The sequence below is a fragment of the Pelorhabdus rhamnosifermentans genome, assembly GCF_018835585.1.
Classification (GTDB): Bacteria; Bacillota; Negativicutes; order UMGS1260; family UMGS1260; genus Pelorhabdus; species Pelorhabdus rhamnosifermentans.
Genome location: NZ_JAHGVE010000023.1, coordinates 25,113 through 43,466, shown reverse-complemented (window position 1 = coordinate 43,466; position 18,354 = coordinate 25,113). Strand labels below are relative to the sequence as shown.

General features: G+C 40.8%; 13 protein-coding genes. 2 read left to right on the top strand and 11 right to left on the bottom strand.

The genetic code is table 11. The annotated features are described in order from the left end of the window. Nucleotides 1-9: 9 nt before the first annotated feature. From Ga0466249_RS20460 to Ga0466249_RS20420, 9 genes are all read right to left on the bottom strand, one after another. Nucleotides 10-4,479, bottom strand: coding sequence for an FAD-dependent oxidoreductase (locus Ga0466249_RS20460; RefSeq protein WP_215831350.1), 4,470 nt, complete (start codon nucleotides 4,477-4,479; stop codon nucleotides 10-12). Between the two features lie 73 nt (nucleotides 4,480-4,552). Then, nucleotides 4,553-4,957: a 4Fe-4S dicluster domain-containing protein gene (locus Ga0466249_RS20455; protein ID WP_215831349.1), complete on the bottom strand. Its 405-nt coding sequence runs from the start codon at nucleotides 4,955-4,957 to the stop codon at nucleotides 4,553-4,555. A gap of 58 nt (nucleotides 4,958-5,015) precedes the next feature. Then, nucleotides 5,016-5,930 (bottom strand): methylenetetrahydrofolate reductase, encoded by a 915-nt coding sequence (locus Ga0466249_RS20450; protein WP_215831348.1) that lies wholly within the window; start codon nucleotides 5,928-5,930, stop codon nucleotides 5,016-5,018. Nucleotides 5,931-5,960: 30 nt separating this feature from the next. Then, a complete protein-coding gene (locus Ga0466249_RS20445) occupies nucleotides 5,961-6,629 on the bottom strand; it encodes a methylenetetrahydrofolate reductase C-terminal domain-containing protein (protein ID WP_215831347.1) in 669 nt (222 codons plus the stop codon). A 36-nt stretch (nucleotides 6,630-6,665) separates the two neighbouring features. Beyond that, entirely contained in the window at nucleotides 6,666-8,072 is a 1,407-nt protein-coding gene (locus tag Ga0466249_RS20440; RefSeq protein WP_215831346.1) for a hydrogenase iron-sulfur subunit, read from the bottom strand. A gap of 58 nt (nucleotides 8,073-8,130) precedes the next feature. Next, nucleotides 8,131-9,135: an FAD-binding protein gene (locus tag Ga0466249_RS20435; RefSeq protein ID WP_215831345.1), complete on the bottom strand. Its 1,005-nt coding sequence runs from the start codon at nucleotides 9,133-9,135 to the stop codon at nucleotides 8,131-8,133. A gap of 701 nt (nucleotides 9,136-9,836) precedes the next feature. Further along, the gene (locus Ga0466249_RS20430) at nucleotides 9,837-10,565 is read right to left on the bottom strand and encodes a GntR family transcriptional regulator (protein ID WP_215831344.1); all 729 of its coding nucleotides are present in this window, start codon (nucleotides 10,563-10,565) and stop codon (nucleotides 9,837-9,839) included. A gap of 446 nt (nucleotides 10,566-11,011) precedes the next feature. After that, nucleotides 11,012-11,587: a DUF2284 domain-containing protein gene (locus Ga0466249_RS20425; protein ID WP_215831343.1), complete on the bottom strand. Its 576-nt coding sequence runs from the start codon at nucleotides 11,585-11,587 to the stop codon at nucleotides 11,012-11,014. A 104-nt stretch (nucleotides 11,588-11,691) separates the two neighbouring features. Next, entirely contained in the window at nucleotides 11,692-13,536 is a 1,845-nt protein-coding gene (locus Ga0466249_RS20420) for an ASKHA domain-containing protein (RefSeq protein ID WP_215831342.1), read from the bottom strand. A 316-nt stretch (nucleotides 13,537-13,852) separates the two neighbouring features. Between Ga0466249_RS20420 and Ga0466249_RS20415 the strand changes: the two genes are divergently transcribed. Together Ga0466249_RS20415 and Ga0466249_RS20410 are read left to right on the top strand one after the other, a co-directional pair. Beyond that, a complete protein-coding gene (locus Ga0466249_RS20415; RefSeq protein ID WP_215831341.1) occupies nucleotides 13,853-14,728 on the top strand; it encodes an SDR family oxidoreductase in 876 nt (291 codons plus the stop codon). Nucleotides 14,729-14,964: 236 nt separating this feature from the next. Continuing rightward, entirely contained in the window at nucleotides 14,965-15,162 is a 198-nt protein-coding gene (locus Ga0466249_RS20410) for a hypothetical protein (RefSeq protein WP_215831340.1), read from the top strand. A gap of 83 nt (nucleotides 15,163-15,245) precedes the next feature. On the opposite strand, the gene Ga0466249_RS20405 is transcribed toward Ga0466249_RS20410, so the two are convergent. Together Ga0466249_RS20405 and Ga0466249_RS20400 are read right to left on the bottom strand one after the other, a co-directional pair. After that, a complete protein-coding gene (locus tag Ga0466249_RS20405; protein ID WP_215831339.1) occupies nucleotides 15,246-16,385 on the bottom strand; it encodes a serine hydrolase in 1,140 nt (379 codons plus the stop codon). Nucleotides 16,386-16,550: 165 nt separating this feature from the next. Beyond that, nucleotides 16,551-18,353, bottom strand: coding sequence for a BlaR1 family beta-lactam sensor/signal transducer (locus Ga0466249_RS20400; protein WP_215831338.1), 1,803 nt, complete (start codon nucleotides 18,351-18,353; stop codon nucleotides 16,551-16,553). Nucleotide 18,354: the final 1 nt, after the last annotated feature.

The window sequence follows — 18,354 nt, the reverse complement described above, 5'->3', positions numbered from 1 at the left end:
ACCTCAGTTCTACTTCCTGAGCAGATATTCAATTTCATTGATAATCTGCCTGTCTGAAAAACCACTCACATCAATAGCACCGCACCGGCAAATCGCCGAACAAGTTCCGCATCCTTTGCAAAGTACCGGGTTGATTTTCGACTTTTTAACAAGTTCACCATTTCTCAGCTTTACAGCTTCGATAGTGATTGCTTTATAAGCACATACTTTCTCACAGGTTCCGCATCCCGTACAAAGCGGTTCATCAACTTTCGCTATTGTCCCGTCTGTTTCCAGCATATCTTTGGATATTACAGTTGCTGCCCGCGCCGCGGCAGCCTTTCCCTGAACTATACTTTCCCTCAGGTTTTTAGGAGCATGGGCCAAACCGCAAAGATAGACTCCTTCCGTTGCAAAATCAACAGGTTTCAGCTTGGCATGAGCTTCCATGAAGAACCCATCCTGATTCATCGGTACTTTTAACATTTGGGCGAGTTTTTTATTGGCATCGACTTCGGGAATAATAGCGCTGCTTAATATTAAAGCATCCGCTTCCAAAGTAATTTGTGCTTGCTGTATCGGCTCTATTACTTGGACAACAAGCTTTCCCTTGCTCTCAAATACCTGGGGCTTATATTCAGGTTCATAGTGAATAAACCTTACCCCGGCATTTCTGGCCGCCTTATAATTCATCTCATGCAAGCCATAGGCCCGTACGTCCCGGTACAGAATAGTTACATTTATGTCTTGAGCCATTTCTTTAAGCTTAATCGCATTCTTAATTGCCTGATTACAACAAACTCTGCTGCAATAAGGCCTTTTATCATCCCGGGAACCCACACATTGAATCATAACTACGCTCTTAAGCGCTTTTAGTGATGCTTTCTCGCCTTGATCAACTTCTTTGAAGACTTCTTCAAGCTCCATCTGCGTGATCACTTTCTTGTTAACGCCGTATAAATATTCGTCTGGCTGGCGCTCTACCGCTCCTGTTGCAACGACGACAACCCCGTGGTTGATTTCCCTATCGATCCCTTCGCTTGTTAAAACGGTGCTATAATTGCCAACATAGCCATCGATATCCTTAATTTCTGTATTTAACTTTACTTCGATCAGCGTGTTATTTATTACCTCATGGATAAAATCCTGAAGATAATCTCCGACCCACCTTCCTGCTGGCGTTGTATCCATTCTGGCGGCATTCCCGCCTAATTTAGACGACTTTTCCACCAGACAGACTTTATAGCCCATTCCGGCTATTTCAAGAGCCGCCGTTATACCAGCCATTCCTCCGCCAATGACCAAGGCTGATTTATTTACGTTAATTTTCTGTTTTGTCAATTGTTTCGCGAAAATGACCTTGCCTACTGCCATTTTCACTAAATCTTTGGCCTTCGCAGTTGCATCCTCACGCTGATCCATATGAACCCATGAGCACTGGTCTCTAATATTGGCCATTGTAAACAAATAAGGATTTAAGCCTGCTTTGGAAAGCACGCTTTGGAAAAGCGGTTCATGAGTCCGTGGAGTACAAGATGCCACAACAACCCGATTTAAATTGAATTCCTTGATTTTTTCAACGATAACCTTTTGAGCATCGACCGAGCAAGTATATAAATTTTGGCCGGCATAGGCTACAAAAGGAAGCGTTTCAGCATATTCTACAACGTTGTCTACATTTAAATATCCACCGATATTGATACCGCAGTGACAAATAAATACCCCGATCCGGATGGCTTCTTTGGAAACATCCCGGAAAACCGGTTCTTCTGGTTCCAAAAAGAACTTGTTATAATCCTTTTGTTTCACCTCACATCGCCCGGCAATCTTGGCAGCTTCGGAAGCGGCTGCGCTTGCTTCCACCACCGTTTCAGGAATATCCTTAGGCCCTGCTGCCGCGCCGCACGCCAACATCCCGTGCTTGGAAGTGTTAGGCGTTTTCATTTCATTGACCCAAATAAAGCCGAATTTATCGGTCTTGATAGCGTTTTTTGCCAATAAGGACTGAATTTCCTGTTTGGGGCTTAACCCGACCGATAAGACAATCATGTCATATTCTGCTGTTACAGCCCCGCCGCTCTCTTCACAATATTTTAGAATAAGCTTTCCTGTATCATCATCGCGTAATACGCCACCGACCCTGCTTCGAATAAATTTTATGCCGTATTTATTTTTAGCTGAGTTAATATACTTATCAAAGTCTTTGCCATAGGCTCTCATATCCATATAGTAAATATCGATATCTTCAACTGAAGGCAAATGTTCTTTGGTAATCTGCGCTTCCTTTACCGCATACATACAGCATACTGCAGAGCAATAATCGCTGTCACATTGACTGTCCCGTGAGCCAACACACTGTATAAAAGCAATACGCTTTGGGACTTTGTGATCAGACGGCCTTTGCACATGTCCCTGAAAAGGTCCTGACGCCGATAGAATTCGCTCATATTCCATACTTGTTACTACATCTTCATAGCGGGTATAACCCAATTCTACCGGAATTTTATTTGAAACATCAAAACCATTCGCCCAAATGACCGAACTTACCGCTAATTCAATAATTTCTTCGGTTTGCTCATGGCAAACCGCTTTTGACTGACAAGCTTTTTCACAGGCTCTACATTCACAACAAATGGAGCAATCAACACAGCGTAAGGCTTCTTTTACTGCCTGTTCCTCCGTGTAGCCTAATTCCACCTCATCAAAAGTGGTTACTCTTTTGTTCATATCAAGCAAAGGCATACTAGCACGGACTTGTTTATTGAGCCGGGCGAAATTGACTTTCTCAATAGGTGTTTCGGGGAGCAAGAAAGGTTCAATCGGAATACTTTCGCCTTCCAAAAAATTATAGATGCTTTTTGCCGCTTTATTACCTGCAGCTACCGCTTCAATCATGGAAGCCGGGCCGGTAACTGCATCGCCGCCAGCAAAAATATCCTTTGCATTCGTACGCATCGTTGAAGCATCACAAATAATTCGGCCCTTTTGATCAAAACAGGAAATACCCGCAGCAACAATTAATTCCGTTTCCACAGTCTGTCCGATGGCAGTAATAATTGTATCCGCTGCAATAAGATACTCTGAACCCGGTATCTTTTCCGGGTGTCTTCGCCCGCTGGTATCAAGCTGCCCAAGACGATTTTTTTCACACTTCAAAAATACCGCATTTTTTTCATCCCGAAGTAACTCAACAGGCGCCGTAAGGAATTTAAACTTAACGCCTTCAGCCTTAGCATGTTCGACTTCCCATACGCTGGCAGGCAATTCCTGTTCCGTCCTTCGATATAAGACTGTAACATCACATCCCAGACGTATGGCGGACCGCGCCGCATCCATCGCCACATTTCCCCCGCCGATAACGAATACCTTCCTGCCTAACTTGATTGACTGCCCAAGATTAAGCTTCCGTAAAAATTCCACGCTGGATACAACCGCCGGCGAGTCTTCGCCTGGAATATTTAACCTCATATTCTTATGGGCTCCAATACCCAGGAAAAATGCCTGATAGCCTTGTTTTCTCAGATCTTCAAAGGTTAAATCCTCAGATATCGGCGTATTGCACTTAATTTCAACTCCCAAATTTTTAATAATCTGTATCTCTCTGGTAAGTATCTTCTTATTTAGCCGATAATCAGGAATACCAACTTTTAACATGCCGCCAGGCTGTGAAAGTGCTTCAAATATTGTAACAGAGTAGCCCATTAACGCCAGTTGATAAGCACAGTTCAATCCGGTCGGACCTGAACCGATGATCGCAACTTTTTTGTCTTTCCTGTTTTCGTTCACTTCAAGCTTCGGCATGATTTCCTGCTGAATCTCGTAATCTGCGGCAAAACGTTTTAATGAAGCGATGGATAGTGAATCATCCACATATTGTCTGTTGCAATGATTCTCACAAGGGTGAAAACAAACTCTTCCCAATACTCCCGCGAAAGGAGTGGTCCGCCGCACTACTTCAAGTGCTTCTTCATTTCTGCCTTGTCCAATCAGTGTCACATAGCCGTGGGCATCGATATGGGCCGGACAAGCATATTTACACGGAGAAGTACCCTTTTTATCAATGACTACTTTGTTTGGTACTGCCTGCGCAAAAGGCTTATAAATGGCATGTCGCTTGCCGATACCCATATCGAACTCACTTTTTGCTTCGATCGGACATACCAAAGTACAGTCATTACACCCCTTACAGGAATCTTCATCAATATAGCGCGGCTTTTGTTTAATTATGGCTGTAAAATTGGGTGCCTCCCCCTTGATTTCCAGCAATTCGCTCCACGTGAAAGTTTTAATCAGGGGGTGATTATAACATGCCGTAACTTTCGGAGCCAAAATGCAAGCTGAACAATCATTTGTGGGAAATGTCTTATCAAGTTGAGCCATTCTGCCACCAATACTTGGCGTACTTTCAACTATAAAAACCGGTACCCCCATCTCTGCCAGATCGGATGATGCCTGAATTCCGGCAATACCTCCTCCTAATACAAGAACAGGTTTTTTCATATTGACCTCCAGTTAAAGATCATTTCTTTGCGCCGGACCCAAATAGCTGTCGTTATCGCCCCAGCGCGGCAGGTCACCCTAGCGTTATTTTACGTATTCTTTCAATTCTCATATTTTTGAGATCCGTATCAATTTTTTCAATTTTTTCCGGTAATTCTTTGTCAGCAAACCCTTCTTCAATCATTATCTGCCTGAGTACTCTGACGATATCGGCAAATCTTACGTCCTGTGGGCAGTGGGCCACACAAGTATGACACTGCTGGCATTGCCAAATTTCTGGGGAAGATAATACTTCCTCTTTCATACCCAGTAAAATTTTACTCATGATCTCCCTAGGATTATAAGCACTGTCTAAACTACTTACCGGGCACCCAGCCGTACAGGTTCCACATAAAAAACAATTTTTAACTCTTTCACCACCTGGTTTTGATGCGATCAGATTTTTAAAATCGGCATCAAGGGAATTGACCTCCCGCATAATAACACCTCATTCTCAATAAAATTACCTATTTCAATTTTTACAGTTCCTTGTTCAGTTATAGTAACGGACGCGGCAGGAATCCCGCCTTCTCTACTATCGCAGGTACAATACTTTCCCACCCGACTGCCATGATGTGAATTCCACTAACGCCATCGATTTTTTTTATCTCACTGATCAACTCCAGTGCTATTTTAAATCCTTCGGCTTCCTTCGATGAAGCAGCCTCCATTCTCTCGACAAACAGATCTGGAACGCTCATACCTGCAACCTTTTTCGTCATTTCTAACGATTTCAGAGATTTATTTACCAATACTCCCGCCAGAATGTAAGTCTTCTTATGAAGTTCGGCTTCCCTGACTCTTTCCATCCACTTTTTAAATCTTTCCATATCATAGATAGCCTGGGTCTGGATAAATTGAGCACCGGCGTTTATCTTCTTCTGAAGTCTGATAAATTGCAGTTCTTCCGGGTCGGCAAATGGATTTGCTGTAGCCCCAAGAAAGAATTCAGCAGGTTTTTTGGTGGAATTACCGGCAATCAGTACCTTCTCATCTTTCATTTTTTTTAATGCCTGGATCATTTGTATGGAGTCGATGTCATATACATTTTTGGATTGGGGATGATTTCCGAAAGATTGATGATCTCCTGACAAGCACAACAAATTTCTTAGCCCTAATGCATAGGCTCCTAATAGATCACTTTGTATCGCCAGTCTATTCCTGTCTCTGCAAGTCATTTGTACTACCGGTTCCACCCCTTCCTGTAAAGCTAAACAGGAAGCCGCTATACTGGACATTCTTACAATAGCCGTCTGATTGTCCGTAACATTAGCCGCATCAATAAATCCTTTTAGATTTCTAGCTTTTTTTGCTACGAAATCAGCATCTGCGCTTGCTGGCGGCCCTATTTCAGCAGTTACCGAAAATTTTCCCGCTTCTAGGATCTTCTGTAGCTTACTTTTTTCCACCATTCCAATTACCCCCACACTATTTAGTTAGCCCTAAATAATGACGTCCTCTCTGACGATTTTCCGTGGTCCGCCGTCACGACTGTTGCTCCAGTCCTTGGGTTCGATTATTTCATTGAGCTTATCAAGTCTGCCCAATTCTTTCAGCTTGTTATAAATCAGCTGCCATCCACAGTCAGTATCAGAATTAATCTCACATTTTCCTTCGGAAGAACCACCACATGGTCCGTTGAACAGGCTCTTGGAACAGCGTGTTACCGGACAAATACCACCGGTCTTTTCAAGTACACATTCGCCACAACCCTGGCACATTTCCGTCCAGATTCCAATCTCTCGTGTTACACCAATAAATTTTGTATTCACAGCGGGTAGTACAAGTTTACTGCTAAATCTTTCCGCCATAAATTGAATACCGGCGCCACAGGCCATAGATAAAACAACTTCCGACTTGTCAACTGCCGCAGCAATTTCATCCAAAAACTCCCTATCGCATTGCCGCTTCGGTGTCACAACAGTTATTTCCAAATTGGAATTATTCTTTTTACCTGCCAATTCCAATAAAGACGCCAGATTCAATGCTTCTGTTTCGCCACCTGCCATACAGACGGTTACACAGGTTCCACAGCCTGCTATTAAGACTTTCTTATAGCCGTCCAGCCATTTTATTATTTCTTCAAAAGGTTTTTGCTCTGCAATGATCAAAGTAACAATCCCCTTCTATAAATAAAATAGTCAATCTCAAACCATGCTACTTATATAATCGAAAACGACCTGTGGCATGGCATTAGACAACTTTACAACCTCAATATTTGCCGTGTCCATTCCGGCAGCATCGAGCATTCCCTTTACTCTTTCTACCTGCTTAACGGCTCGTTGATTTCCCTCAAAATGTTGGCACGCTTCATCAATGCATACCGCAACTAAAACTTTTGTATAATCTTGTAAAGCAGATAAAATCATTGCAGCGCTTAAATCCCCGCCACAAACGATCGCTGTGATATCAATGCTTTCAAAATCGTTCAAAAGCTGGTTATATAGCTTTCGAATAGCAATTTCACCGGAGTTCTCACAGCAAAATATCTTGAGCTTTCCTGTCTTATTACTACTACTTTTTTCCACTTTATCATTCTTTATAATACTGATTGCGCCTGCCGGGCAAACCGAAACACAGATGCCACAAGCATAACAATTATTTTGTAGATTTTTCATTGCTGAAATCTCATTGTCTAAAACCATCGCAGCGTGTGGACAGACTCTGTAACAGGTATAACAGACAGTACACTTTGTCGGATCCACTTGCGCATAGGGATGATTTGTTAAATGATTAAAGTCATTTTTCACATTCGATACGATACTCTTAATGCGAAGCGCCAGCTCTTCGCCCTGAAATTCATTGTCAGCATAACTAAAAACATGGATTCCCTTCCTGTTCGTATAATCCGGGAAAAGGAAACTTCTGTTGTTGTCAATAACTCCGCCTTGAACACTTTTTAGCTTTAGTACGCTGGCGGCCTTATCAATACTCTCATTGATCATTATCTTATCTGAGGAAATTAAAGCGCTTGTATTTAATGTCAAGTCTTCATAGCCATCAGAGATCTGTAAAGTGAACATATCTGCTTCCCAATTATATTCTGCTGAAAATTTGTTGTACTTGACAAAGACAACCCCGGCAATTCTTGCCTGGCTATATAAGTTTTCCAGCCCTTTTTCCGCTGTTCTCACAAAGCGGGTTAAATAAATTACAGTTCTTCTTTTTCCTGCTATTTTCAGGGCTTTGGCAATTGCAATTCTGGTCATGAATGCCGGAGATTCTGTTGGATAATCCATTAAAAATACAATCGGCATGTTCTTTTTTTCACAAAGTCGATTGTAATTCGCTTCTAACAATGAAATAGTAGGGAGTGGAGTCTGTCCTTCCTGATTTTCTCCATAGGACTTACTGGTTTTTGCCTGTTCGGCAAAGACAATACAGCTTACTTCCAAAGTACCCTGTAATGTACAAATTGAAAAAGCCCCAACTTCGCCATGTAAGGCTACCACTTCATTGACATTCTCTATCAAAATCGGTGTATACCCTTCTGCCAGAAACTGGTCATATAAAAGTTTATTAACACCACTTTTACCCACAATTGCAATGTTCATATAATCCTCCATAAACTTTGTTCGTTAGATTGTAAACGGAATTTCAATGGTATTTTACTTAGGTAGTCACTGCCGCAACGATTTCTCTTGCCGTCTGTAAAGCATCCGCATAAGATTCTTCAATCTTCTTTGGTCCTGATGCGCAACCGGTGATATAGATTCCTGTTGTATCGCCACTTGCTATATATTTTAAAAATCCGGCTCCATCCAAACCCAAATTACAGATTTCCGCAATCATATCGGCATCGCTTGACGGATGTATTCCCTCAGATAACACGATAAAATCAAATTTCTCCTCAATAATTCCCTTAAAGCCCGGTCTTTCATATATAATAGTTCCAGGACTGTTGGGTTTAAACCGCACGGGTCGACATCTAATAAATTCAATACCCAGTTTTGACAAGCTTTCGAAATATTCCCCCTTTTCAACTTGCTGTAAGTCCATGTAAAAAAATACAATTCGGACTTCCGGATAATAGTTTTTCAATACCTTAGCAACTTTTGTTGAATAATTACAGCATACTCTCGAACAATAGGCTGCTTTCTGTTTTATATCTCTTGAGCCATAGCACTGTATAAAGGCAACGCTGTGAGGAGCTTGTTTAAATAGACCGTCCCTGCTCCGATTGGCACAGAGTTGATCCATCTGTTTGCCAGTAAATACATTATTGAAATCTCCTGATTCAAAGCTTCCAGTCAATTTTGCATCAACCTGATCAAATCCTATCGAAACAATAACTGCTGCAATATCACAAACCCTTTCTATGCCTTTCTCGCTTTTAAGAACAGCTTTATAACTGCCTTTGGTCCCAAGAATGTCTTTTATTTGCGAATTATTTAAAATTGTTATATTCTCATGCTCCTCTACCCGTTTCCATAACTCACCGACAAGACAAAGCCCACAATGATTGCAGCGATCTGTAGCTAAACAACCGTAATATCGGACAGCCCCCCCTATTGCAGCGGACTTTTCCACAATAATAACCTCTCTGTTGTTTTCTGCTAACTCAATCGCTGCGGTACATCCCGCCAAACCACCGCCAATTACTAAAACAGAACCCATCTTTTCACCTCCCAGATAATCGTTTAATTCTGTGATTACTCCATGAAAAGGATAAATAAATTACATCAGTTCCCAAGGCTGCGAATATATTGTTATTACTTTTCAATGCGGTATTTTATTGAATTTTCTGTGCTTTTTCAGGGCAAACGTATTTAGTTTTCTAGATCAACCCCCGAAATAGAAATGAGCACTCATAATCGTTTAAAACTACATACGCCAATTTAGCGATCTCCGGCAAAATCGTTACGGGTCGATCACCTGTGGGAAATAAGAAGATTAGCATAGTGAGAATCACTAGCCAAAACAATTGCCTTCATGGCACGAGTATTTACTTTTTAATGCTGGCTGTTTTCTATAAGAATATCTGATTACGATTATAATCTAGATGTATATACATTAATATTTAATAAAAAAACTTCTAACTAATCATTTCCATTATTATACAACCATATATATAAGTTGTTCTTTAATTATTTTTGAATTCCTGCTAAGATATATATTATTTTTTGAATTTTTTTTAACATTTGCTGATAAATCATTAATATTCTAGAGAAAAGCAAAAAAGTACCCTTTCTCAATATTGATTTCTCGAATTATTTTAGCGGATAGACTGCTAGGAGTCTATCCGCTATTTTTAACCTATCTCCTTGATCGCCAGCAGTTCATTTCACAGACTCTGGCCAGCTATAACTACCGGTCCCTCAGAAATGAGGATAGGATGTCGCCTTAAGTTGAAACCGGTCTTTATTACAAACCATATGCGATATTCCGAGGGGCTTGTCATCCTTGGAATAAATCACCTGCTTGATCATCAGGGCCGGGACATTTGGTTCAATCTGCAACAATTCGGCCTGGTCGGGAGTTATGACATCGACTGTGATTATCATTTCATTTCGTACTGGCACAGTCTCTTGATGCTTAGCTACTACTTCCGGAAAATCGGCGTATTCCAGTTGGACCTCAAGTAGTGGCGTACCTCGCAAATAGGACAGGTATTTGTTTTCAATAGCCACTGGAATATCGTTCTTATACAAAATACGCTTCAACAGGATGACTTTAGCGTTGGGCGCAAGCCCCAGTTCTTGAACATAGCGATTATTATTGTCGCGAACAAATTTAACTTCCAGTAACTTATACCGATATTGTTCTGAACGATCAGCCGTACTGGGTAAATCGATCAGGAATTGGTTCAACCTGGGGGGGTGAACAAAAGTCCCCTTTCCCTTTATGGTTTCGATCAATCCGGCTTCGGCTAATAAAGACAGTCCGTGTCGTACAGTCATCCGACTGATACCGTAGAGTTCACCAAGTTGTTCTTCAGTCGAAATCATATCCCCGTCTTTTAGCTTACCTATTTCAATTTGGCGCTTAATATCGTCAGCAAGTTGATAATACGCGGGAATAAAATTTCGCCTATTAATTTTTGTCATCAAACCACCTCAGGAAATACTAGATTGGCTAAAAATCATTTCTTTTTTAAATCGGGTTTAGCAGCCAAATCGACAACATAGTCAATCTCGTTCGCAATACGCCAGCACCGCTCTAATTTATGCTGCGACAAAAACGCATAAATTAGAGCGGTGTTTAGAGCATTCCCGCAAACCCGGTCTATTCCCTCGTAAAACTGGGCAACAAAACAATGGCTACCGTGCTCTTTCTACTTAGCTACATTTCATTGCTAATTACCATTTTTTACATATGTCTTCTATATTTCGCTTAGTGGTGCCAGAATTACCTCGTATATACAACTATATTATAGCTGTTATCTGTTTTCCTGCAATACTCAATTTTAAAAAAGTCAGGGTATTTTCACTAAAAAGTACAATTATAGCCGTTAGCAACTACAATTGTATTGTACTGACGTTAGATAAAAGAATCAATCTTTGGTGTATTCTGGACCTATATTAAATAAAATAAGACCGACGTATGAAACCGTATTTTTTCCATTGTAATAGGGAATTCCACAAGCCTTTTCCATATTAATGACATCAATTCCATAGGCTTCAACTGAAGCAAAGGCTTGATCGGGAAATCTGCACTTTTCCTTGTCTAAATAAGCACATCTTGGACAACCCGCACATGATCCGGCATTTAGTGCGAGAATATCTTGTAGATTGTGCTTATGTTTTACATTGTCCAGAATTCCCCGGAATACTCCATCACAGATTTTTTTCGCGGCCATCATGCCTTTCCAATCAAAAGTTTTCGCCAACTGATAGACCGTCTGAAACAACAGACCTTGTTTAAATTGGCAAGCCCTAGCCTTTAATTCATCAAAAGAACCAACTGCAGGAGGGCACACCCAGTTGGTATTATATTTTCCACAGGTATTCTGTTCACAAGCTTTTCGGAAATCTTCGACGAATCGAATAGCAGATACCTCGATAATTGCGGCATGATCTGCCTTTAAAGCTAAAGCGTCCTGAATTAACGCATCAAAATCAAATGTCATACTCTTTTCCTCCAACTTCAGACATACCAAACACTATTCCTCCTATTAAAGATCGTGCTTAATCGAAAGTACAATCCTACCGTAAACAGAGTCAGTCATAGTCATCAACTCATTTCAGGAAATACTAGATTGGCTAAAAATTGTTTTTGAAAATCGGGCTCAGCCGCCAACTCGACATAGTCGATCTCATTCGCAATATGCCAACACCTTTTTAGTTTACGCTGCGATAAAAGCGTATGGATCGCTCCCGTTCCGGCGGCATTCCCTACAGACCGAACCTGCTCTCGCGTAAAACCAGGCAACAGACCAATGGTTATAGCGCTTTCGACATCAATATAATTACCAAAAGCCCCGGCCAGGAAAACTGGCATTTCGCCAATCGGTAAAGACTTGCCTATGAGCACCTGAATACCTGTACAGATGGCCGATTTTACAAGCTGAATTTGCCGGATGTCGGCCTGAGTAACCGAGATATCAGCGTCAGTGGCACTATTTCTCCCTTCGACCAGAACAAACTCCCACTGAGCTCCCTTCTTTATTAGCCGCTGGGCCAAATTCGGCGGCAGTACTTCGGTAATTTGCCAATTAAACCGACCACTGGTGGTAATGATTTTCTTTTTAAGTAGTTGGGCGATAGCCTTGATGATGCCCGAACCGCAAATTCCAACCGGCTTGTGGCCGCCAATTGTCTTAACCTGAACATCTGCGTCAATGACCACGTCTTCAATCGCCCCGACAGTGGCTCGCATTCCGTCACGAATATGTGCGCCCTCAAAAGCAGGCCCGACAGCGGTAGAACAGGTGAATATCTTTTCTCGATTTCCAAGAACAATTTCACCATTTGTTCCTAAATCTACTATTAATAAGGGATCAGATGAAATATCCTGGCCAACGGCAAGAATAGCCGCTGTGGTGTCAGCTCCAATAAAACTGGTGATATTCGGCAGCAAAACTACTTTGGCATTAGGGTTGATATCCAGCTCAATTTTCTTCGAAGCAAAAGGCGAAATCGTCTTGAATGCGGCGACATATGGCTGACGAATCAGGCTCAATGGTGATATAGACAGCAATAAGTGCATCATCGTCGAATTACCAGCGATGGTAGCGGCATAAATCTGGTGCCTATCAACTTTGGCTGCAGCACAAAGCTCTCCGATTATCCGGTCTAAACACTGCCTGATAGCTCTGGTTTGTGCCGCGAGGCCAGTGTCAGTCTTGGCAGCATTAATTCGGGAAATGACATCCGCGCCAAAAGCAGCTTGCGGATTTGTTTCTGAAAAAGTAGCAACAACCTTGTAAGCGTTAATATCAACCAGCATCCCTACAACGGTTGTCGTCCCGATATCAAAAGCCAGGCCAAACAAGGAACTTGTAGTATTACCTGCTTCAACTGCAATAATCTCATTACCTATCATGATAACCGTCATTTGCTCAGGAGTCCTATCCATCACCTGACCAAACTGTTGCAATAAACAGATATTGTCTAAACCACCAATTGAAGTTGGCAGCGAATGACCGAACAACTCTTGTAGCGAACAGGGGTCTGATACTGTAGGATATACTGGAATCACAATAATCTTTTTCACTAACGGTGGACCATCCGCTGCGAATACTGTCGCCACAGTTCCTTTAGCGCTTACTTGAATCTGTTTTACTCTGACAATAAGGTTACTGGCAGGATAAATTCGGCAAGCCAGATGGGTATTATTTTGCAGCGGTTTTGCGGGTAACCCGTCCGGACCGTTGACTTGCCCATCAAGCACTAGAATTTTGCATTTACCACAAGACCCTCTGCCACCACAGTTAGCTTCTAAAAAAATGCCCTTGCTGGTTAATGCCTCAAGCACAGTTTGACAAGCAGAACAATATAAAGGTTGGTTAATGCCTTCGACAAACAGCCTATAAGTAGTATTTAACACTTCGTTGGTAACTGCCCCATGTTTTTGCATACGTTCTCTATTTCTCCTCATGGGATATTATATTTGATGCATTCCCGCGAAAACCCTATTAAACATGAATATACCAAAACCGAAATATTTAATATATACATCTATACTATAATTACTACCTCGTTTCCTGCAATATTCGAAATTTTTTAACAATCATGGTTTGTTCACTTATCTATATAGTAATGGCAAGGGAAGTCTTATCCCCTATACGCAAAGGTTAAGAGTCAATGAGCTGTCTATATCTTTCATGTTTTATTAAACTAAGCTAGGGGTATATTAAAAACAATATAAATTCTCACTACAAAGGAGTATAAAAATGGATAATAACAGTCAACAGACAAATAAATTTTCTTTCCCGCCCCAACACCAGAATCAGCAACCAGGTATTGAAACAACCATGAACCCCCGTCCGATTTCCATTAATCCAAGTTACATACCTAGCGGTAAATTAAGACAAAAGGTAGCGTTAATCAGCGGCGGCGACAGCGGAATTGGACGAGCTGTTTCCTTATTGTTCGCCCAGGAAGGGGCTGATATCGGCATCATCTACCTCAATGAGCATGATGATGCCAATATTACTAAAGGTGATATCGAAAAACTAGGCCGACGTTGCCTTCTCATTGCTGGCGATGTTGGAAATGAACAATTTTGCCAACAAGCAGTAAATCAAGTGATTAAAGAACTGGGTCATCTTGACATTCTCATCAACAATGCCGCTGAGCAGCATGTCCAAACAACGCTTGAGAATATTTCTGCTGAACAGTTGGAACGGACATTCCGCACCAATATTTTTTCCTGCTTTTATCTCACCAAAGCCTCATTACCTCATTTAAAAAGTGGGAGCACCATCATCAATACAGCATCAATTACCGCATATGAAGGAAACAAGCTTTTGATGGACTACGCTGCCAGTAAGGGTGCTATCGTTACCTTTACCCGTTCACTGTCACAATCACTTGTTGGAACGGGTATCCGTGTCAACGGAGTTGCTCCTGGGCCAATATGGACACCACTTATACCAGCCTCATTCAATGAACAGCATGTAGTCAAATTTGGGCAAGATACACCCATGCAACGCGCCGGGCAACCATCCGAAGTTGCACCGTCCTATCTTTTTTTAGCTTCACAAGATTCGTCATATATGTCAGGACAAATTATGCATGTCAACGGAGGGACCATTGTGAATGGTTAGCGTCAAAACTTTTGAAGCTCAATAACTATGCCACAATGTGACCAAAAGTAAACATAAAATTCCTACTACTTAGGTAGGCATTTTAGCAATATCTGAGCTTCTTTCCTTTTGCTCATATTCAAATTCATGACGTTGGCATACCTCTTTATTACTATGCTGATAAGGTACTGCCCATCCGCTATTGTAAATAAAATATGGATTTAATGCATATACTACTATGGAACGGGAGATGAAATATGGAAAAAATAAAAAATGACTTAAAGAGTTATACTCTTAGTACAGAGGAAGTTGAAACATTATTACAAGCTGATTATGGAGATAAAATAATACCAGTTAATCATGCAAAGTTACAGAAACAACAAAGGGATAGACAACGCCTAGCTGCTATGCAAGATAGGTTTAAAGCTAGAAATACTGAAAATGTAAAAGATTAGAAAATGTAAAAGAACTGTTTACCCGCTCTCAGGTAAACAGTTCTTTCTATGTTTCGATTGCAGTATTTGATAATTTTTGCACCTTAATCTTTTTCAGGTTGCTTTTTTAGTCCAACAATAATTCTGCCAGCATTTACAATAGCACCATTTGGAATATATTTGTTCATTAAAATGACTACGCCAAGCTGCTCACTAGGTATAACAGCAATATAACTTCGAAATCCTGAAGTTGCACCCGTTTTATCTAGCAAAACATCTGCATGGTATCGTTGTTTATCTTTAGGTAGCCAATTTACAGGTAGTGGTTCCAAGTTCATATTTTCCGGTTCATGTTGCAAATTTTCATCTTGCAACGAATGTACCTGCCAAGCTAAACCTTGTTGCATACTGCCAACGCTAACACGTGGCGTTTGGGTATTTCGCATCGCTTTTTTTATATTCTCCGGTGTATTAGGCAAGCCGATTGCCGCTGACACAAACTTAGTCATGTCATAAATCGTAGCTTTAAGCCCCCAGGCACCTGGAAAAGGTCCTTGGGCGTGCAGGTAGTGAACTGCCGCTTTACCATCACCCGTATAACCTTGCGCAAAATCGTCCTGATATTTCTCAGAAATTTCCAACCCTAACGGGGTCATTGCTAACAGAGATAGGATATTTTCTCTAATTAAATCATTTATTGACTTATTATTTTGATTCTCTAATGCTATGGCTGCTAGGCCACAGCCAACATTCGAATACTGCCATTGACTACCTATTTGTTTTTCCGACTGCCATGCCGATAAATTATTTATAGTCATGTTCAACGGAAATCCGGCTGTGTGCGTAAGCAGATTAGTGAAGGAGATTTGTGATAACGTTTTATTTGCTGCAAATTGCGGACAATATTTAATTAATTTATCATCTAATTTTAGACTGCCACTATCATCAGCTTCAGCACACAGCAAAGCTGTAAACAATTTAGTAACTGAACCAACTTCAAAAATAGTATTTTCCGTAACAGCCTTACCGCTTGTAACGTCAGCAGTGCCAAAAAAATAAGTATAAGTCTGATTTCCATCTACCACAGCAATAGCTGCACCAGGAATACCATATTGTTGCATCAATTGTTTAGCCACAGTATGTACGATTTCTTTATAAAGCTCCTCCTTGTCTTTTGCATTAGTCACACTTACCATGGAAATGAAACATGTCAATGTGATTAGCAGCATAATTATTCTTTTCATAAAATTCTACGTCCTCCTTTTGCCACAACCATTTAATATAGATTACAAATGTAGTCTATATTAAATATTACATTCGTAATCTATAATTGTCAATAGACAAAAACTTATAATAAGGAAGAAAAAACGTGAGGCAATTATCCTCACGTTTTTTGCTCATTTATGATTCTATAAAATATTTTTATCTTTAAGAATGGATAACGTTATATTTCTGGCATTAGCCCCGTCTGCTCGCTCTTTTCCTTGAATATTCGTGGCGAAAATATAGACTTTACCTTCGCTTTCCACATATCCCACAAACCATCCGTTGATGCTATTACCGTTCACAATTCCAGTGCCAGTCTTCCCATATAAAATTACTTTGTCCTGTTCGGACAATTTGATTACTTTTTTGACGATGTCAATGTTTCTTCGAGCAAAGGGCATTTCATAAGTATATAGATTTTTGAGCATTTCTACCTGTTCTATTGGGGAGATTTTCAATGAAGATTCAACCCAGAAATCATGAATGTCACCGGAAAGATCATCGTTGCCATATCCAATTTGTTTTAAATAGTCCTCAATTCTAGTTTTGCCCACAATTGAATCGACTTTCTGAAAATACCAGTTTACAGAATAGATAATTGCGGAAGATAGTGTCTGATCCCTATTCCAGCGTTCAATTGGGTAAACAGTTCCGTCCCATTCTAACTGAGTATTTTCATCCGTCAAAACTCCGTTCTCAAGACCGACTAAAGCACTGATAATCTTATACGTTGAATTCGGAGAGACACGTTTTTTACTGTTGGCGTCATTATATACCTGATAGTGGTTTTTTTCCATGTCAAGTAAAACGAAAGTTCCGTCGTATCCCTGGAAATAGTTGCTCAAATCTTCATAGGCAGTACCTTGATTTAATTGCGATGATTTTCCTGTTTGAGCTGCACCGGATGTTTCCTGCGCATTAGTCAGCACAAAACACCCCATAAGTAAAAACAGCAGTACTCCCCAGATAACCCCCGCTGCAGTCTCTTTCTTATACGAGGCAATCATTACCATCCTTTTCTTGATGTGGGAGCTACCGTTTGCCAACCCGGCTATCGTGTAATCATAAGCAGAAGATGAGTATTTTTCCAGAAAAGAGATAATCGCAGCACCATAGCTTTTATATTCATCGGGTTTTAGAGTGGAAAGAACATAGGCATCACAGGCTAATTCCCGATCCTGTCGCATCTGATAAAAGGCATACCAGATAAAGGGGTTAAACCAGTGGAGAATTTGCAAAAAAGATATAATCCAATTGATGTAAAGATCTCTACGTTGAAGATGGGCCAATTCATGCAACAGAATGAAACGTAATTCCGTCCGGCTTAAATGACCGATAATGCCTGTCGGAAGTACTATATGCGGCCGGATTGCTCCCATAACCATCGGACTTCGAATTACTGGTGATTCAATGAGTACGGGATTATCCTTGATGTTCATTGTGTGCTTACACTCCTCAAGCAAGTTGATAACGCAGCTATCATTTGCTCTGAGGCTTTTCTTTATAATACATTTCTGCTTGATCGTCAAATGAATCGTGTAAACAGTTAGACTTATTACCCCAATTAACCAAACAAAAAATACAATGACATCTCTAAAGTTAAGGAAATTCCTGGTTACCGATAAGGAATAATCATCAGTAATATTCACTATCATCGACGACTTTTTCTCTGTATTCTGGTCTGTCTTCTCATTATCCTGAGTTTTAAAGTAATCCCCGGCCAAGTTCTGGATGGTTAGATGACTAAAAATGTTGAACACGCTTAAAGAGCTTTCAGGCGCATAAGGAATTAATAATTTCAAAATCAACAAAAACCATATTAAGTACTGCCAATTAGCACTCATCCTGTTTGCAAACACCCAGCGAACGACTATGATCAACCCTATAAGAATGCTTCCCATGAGCGAAGAGTATAGCAGCCAGGAAATAAAGGAATACAGTTCCATG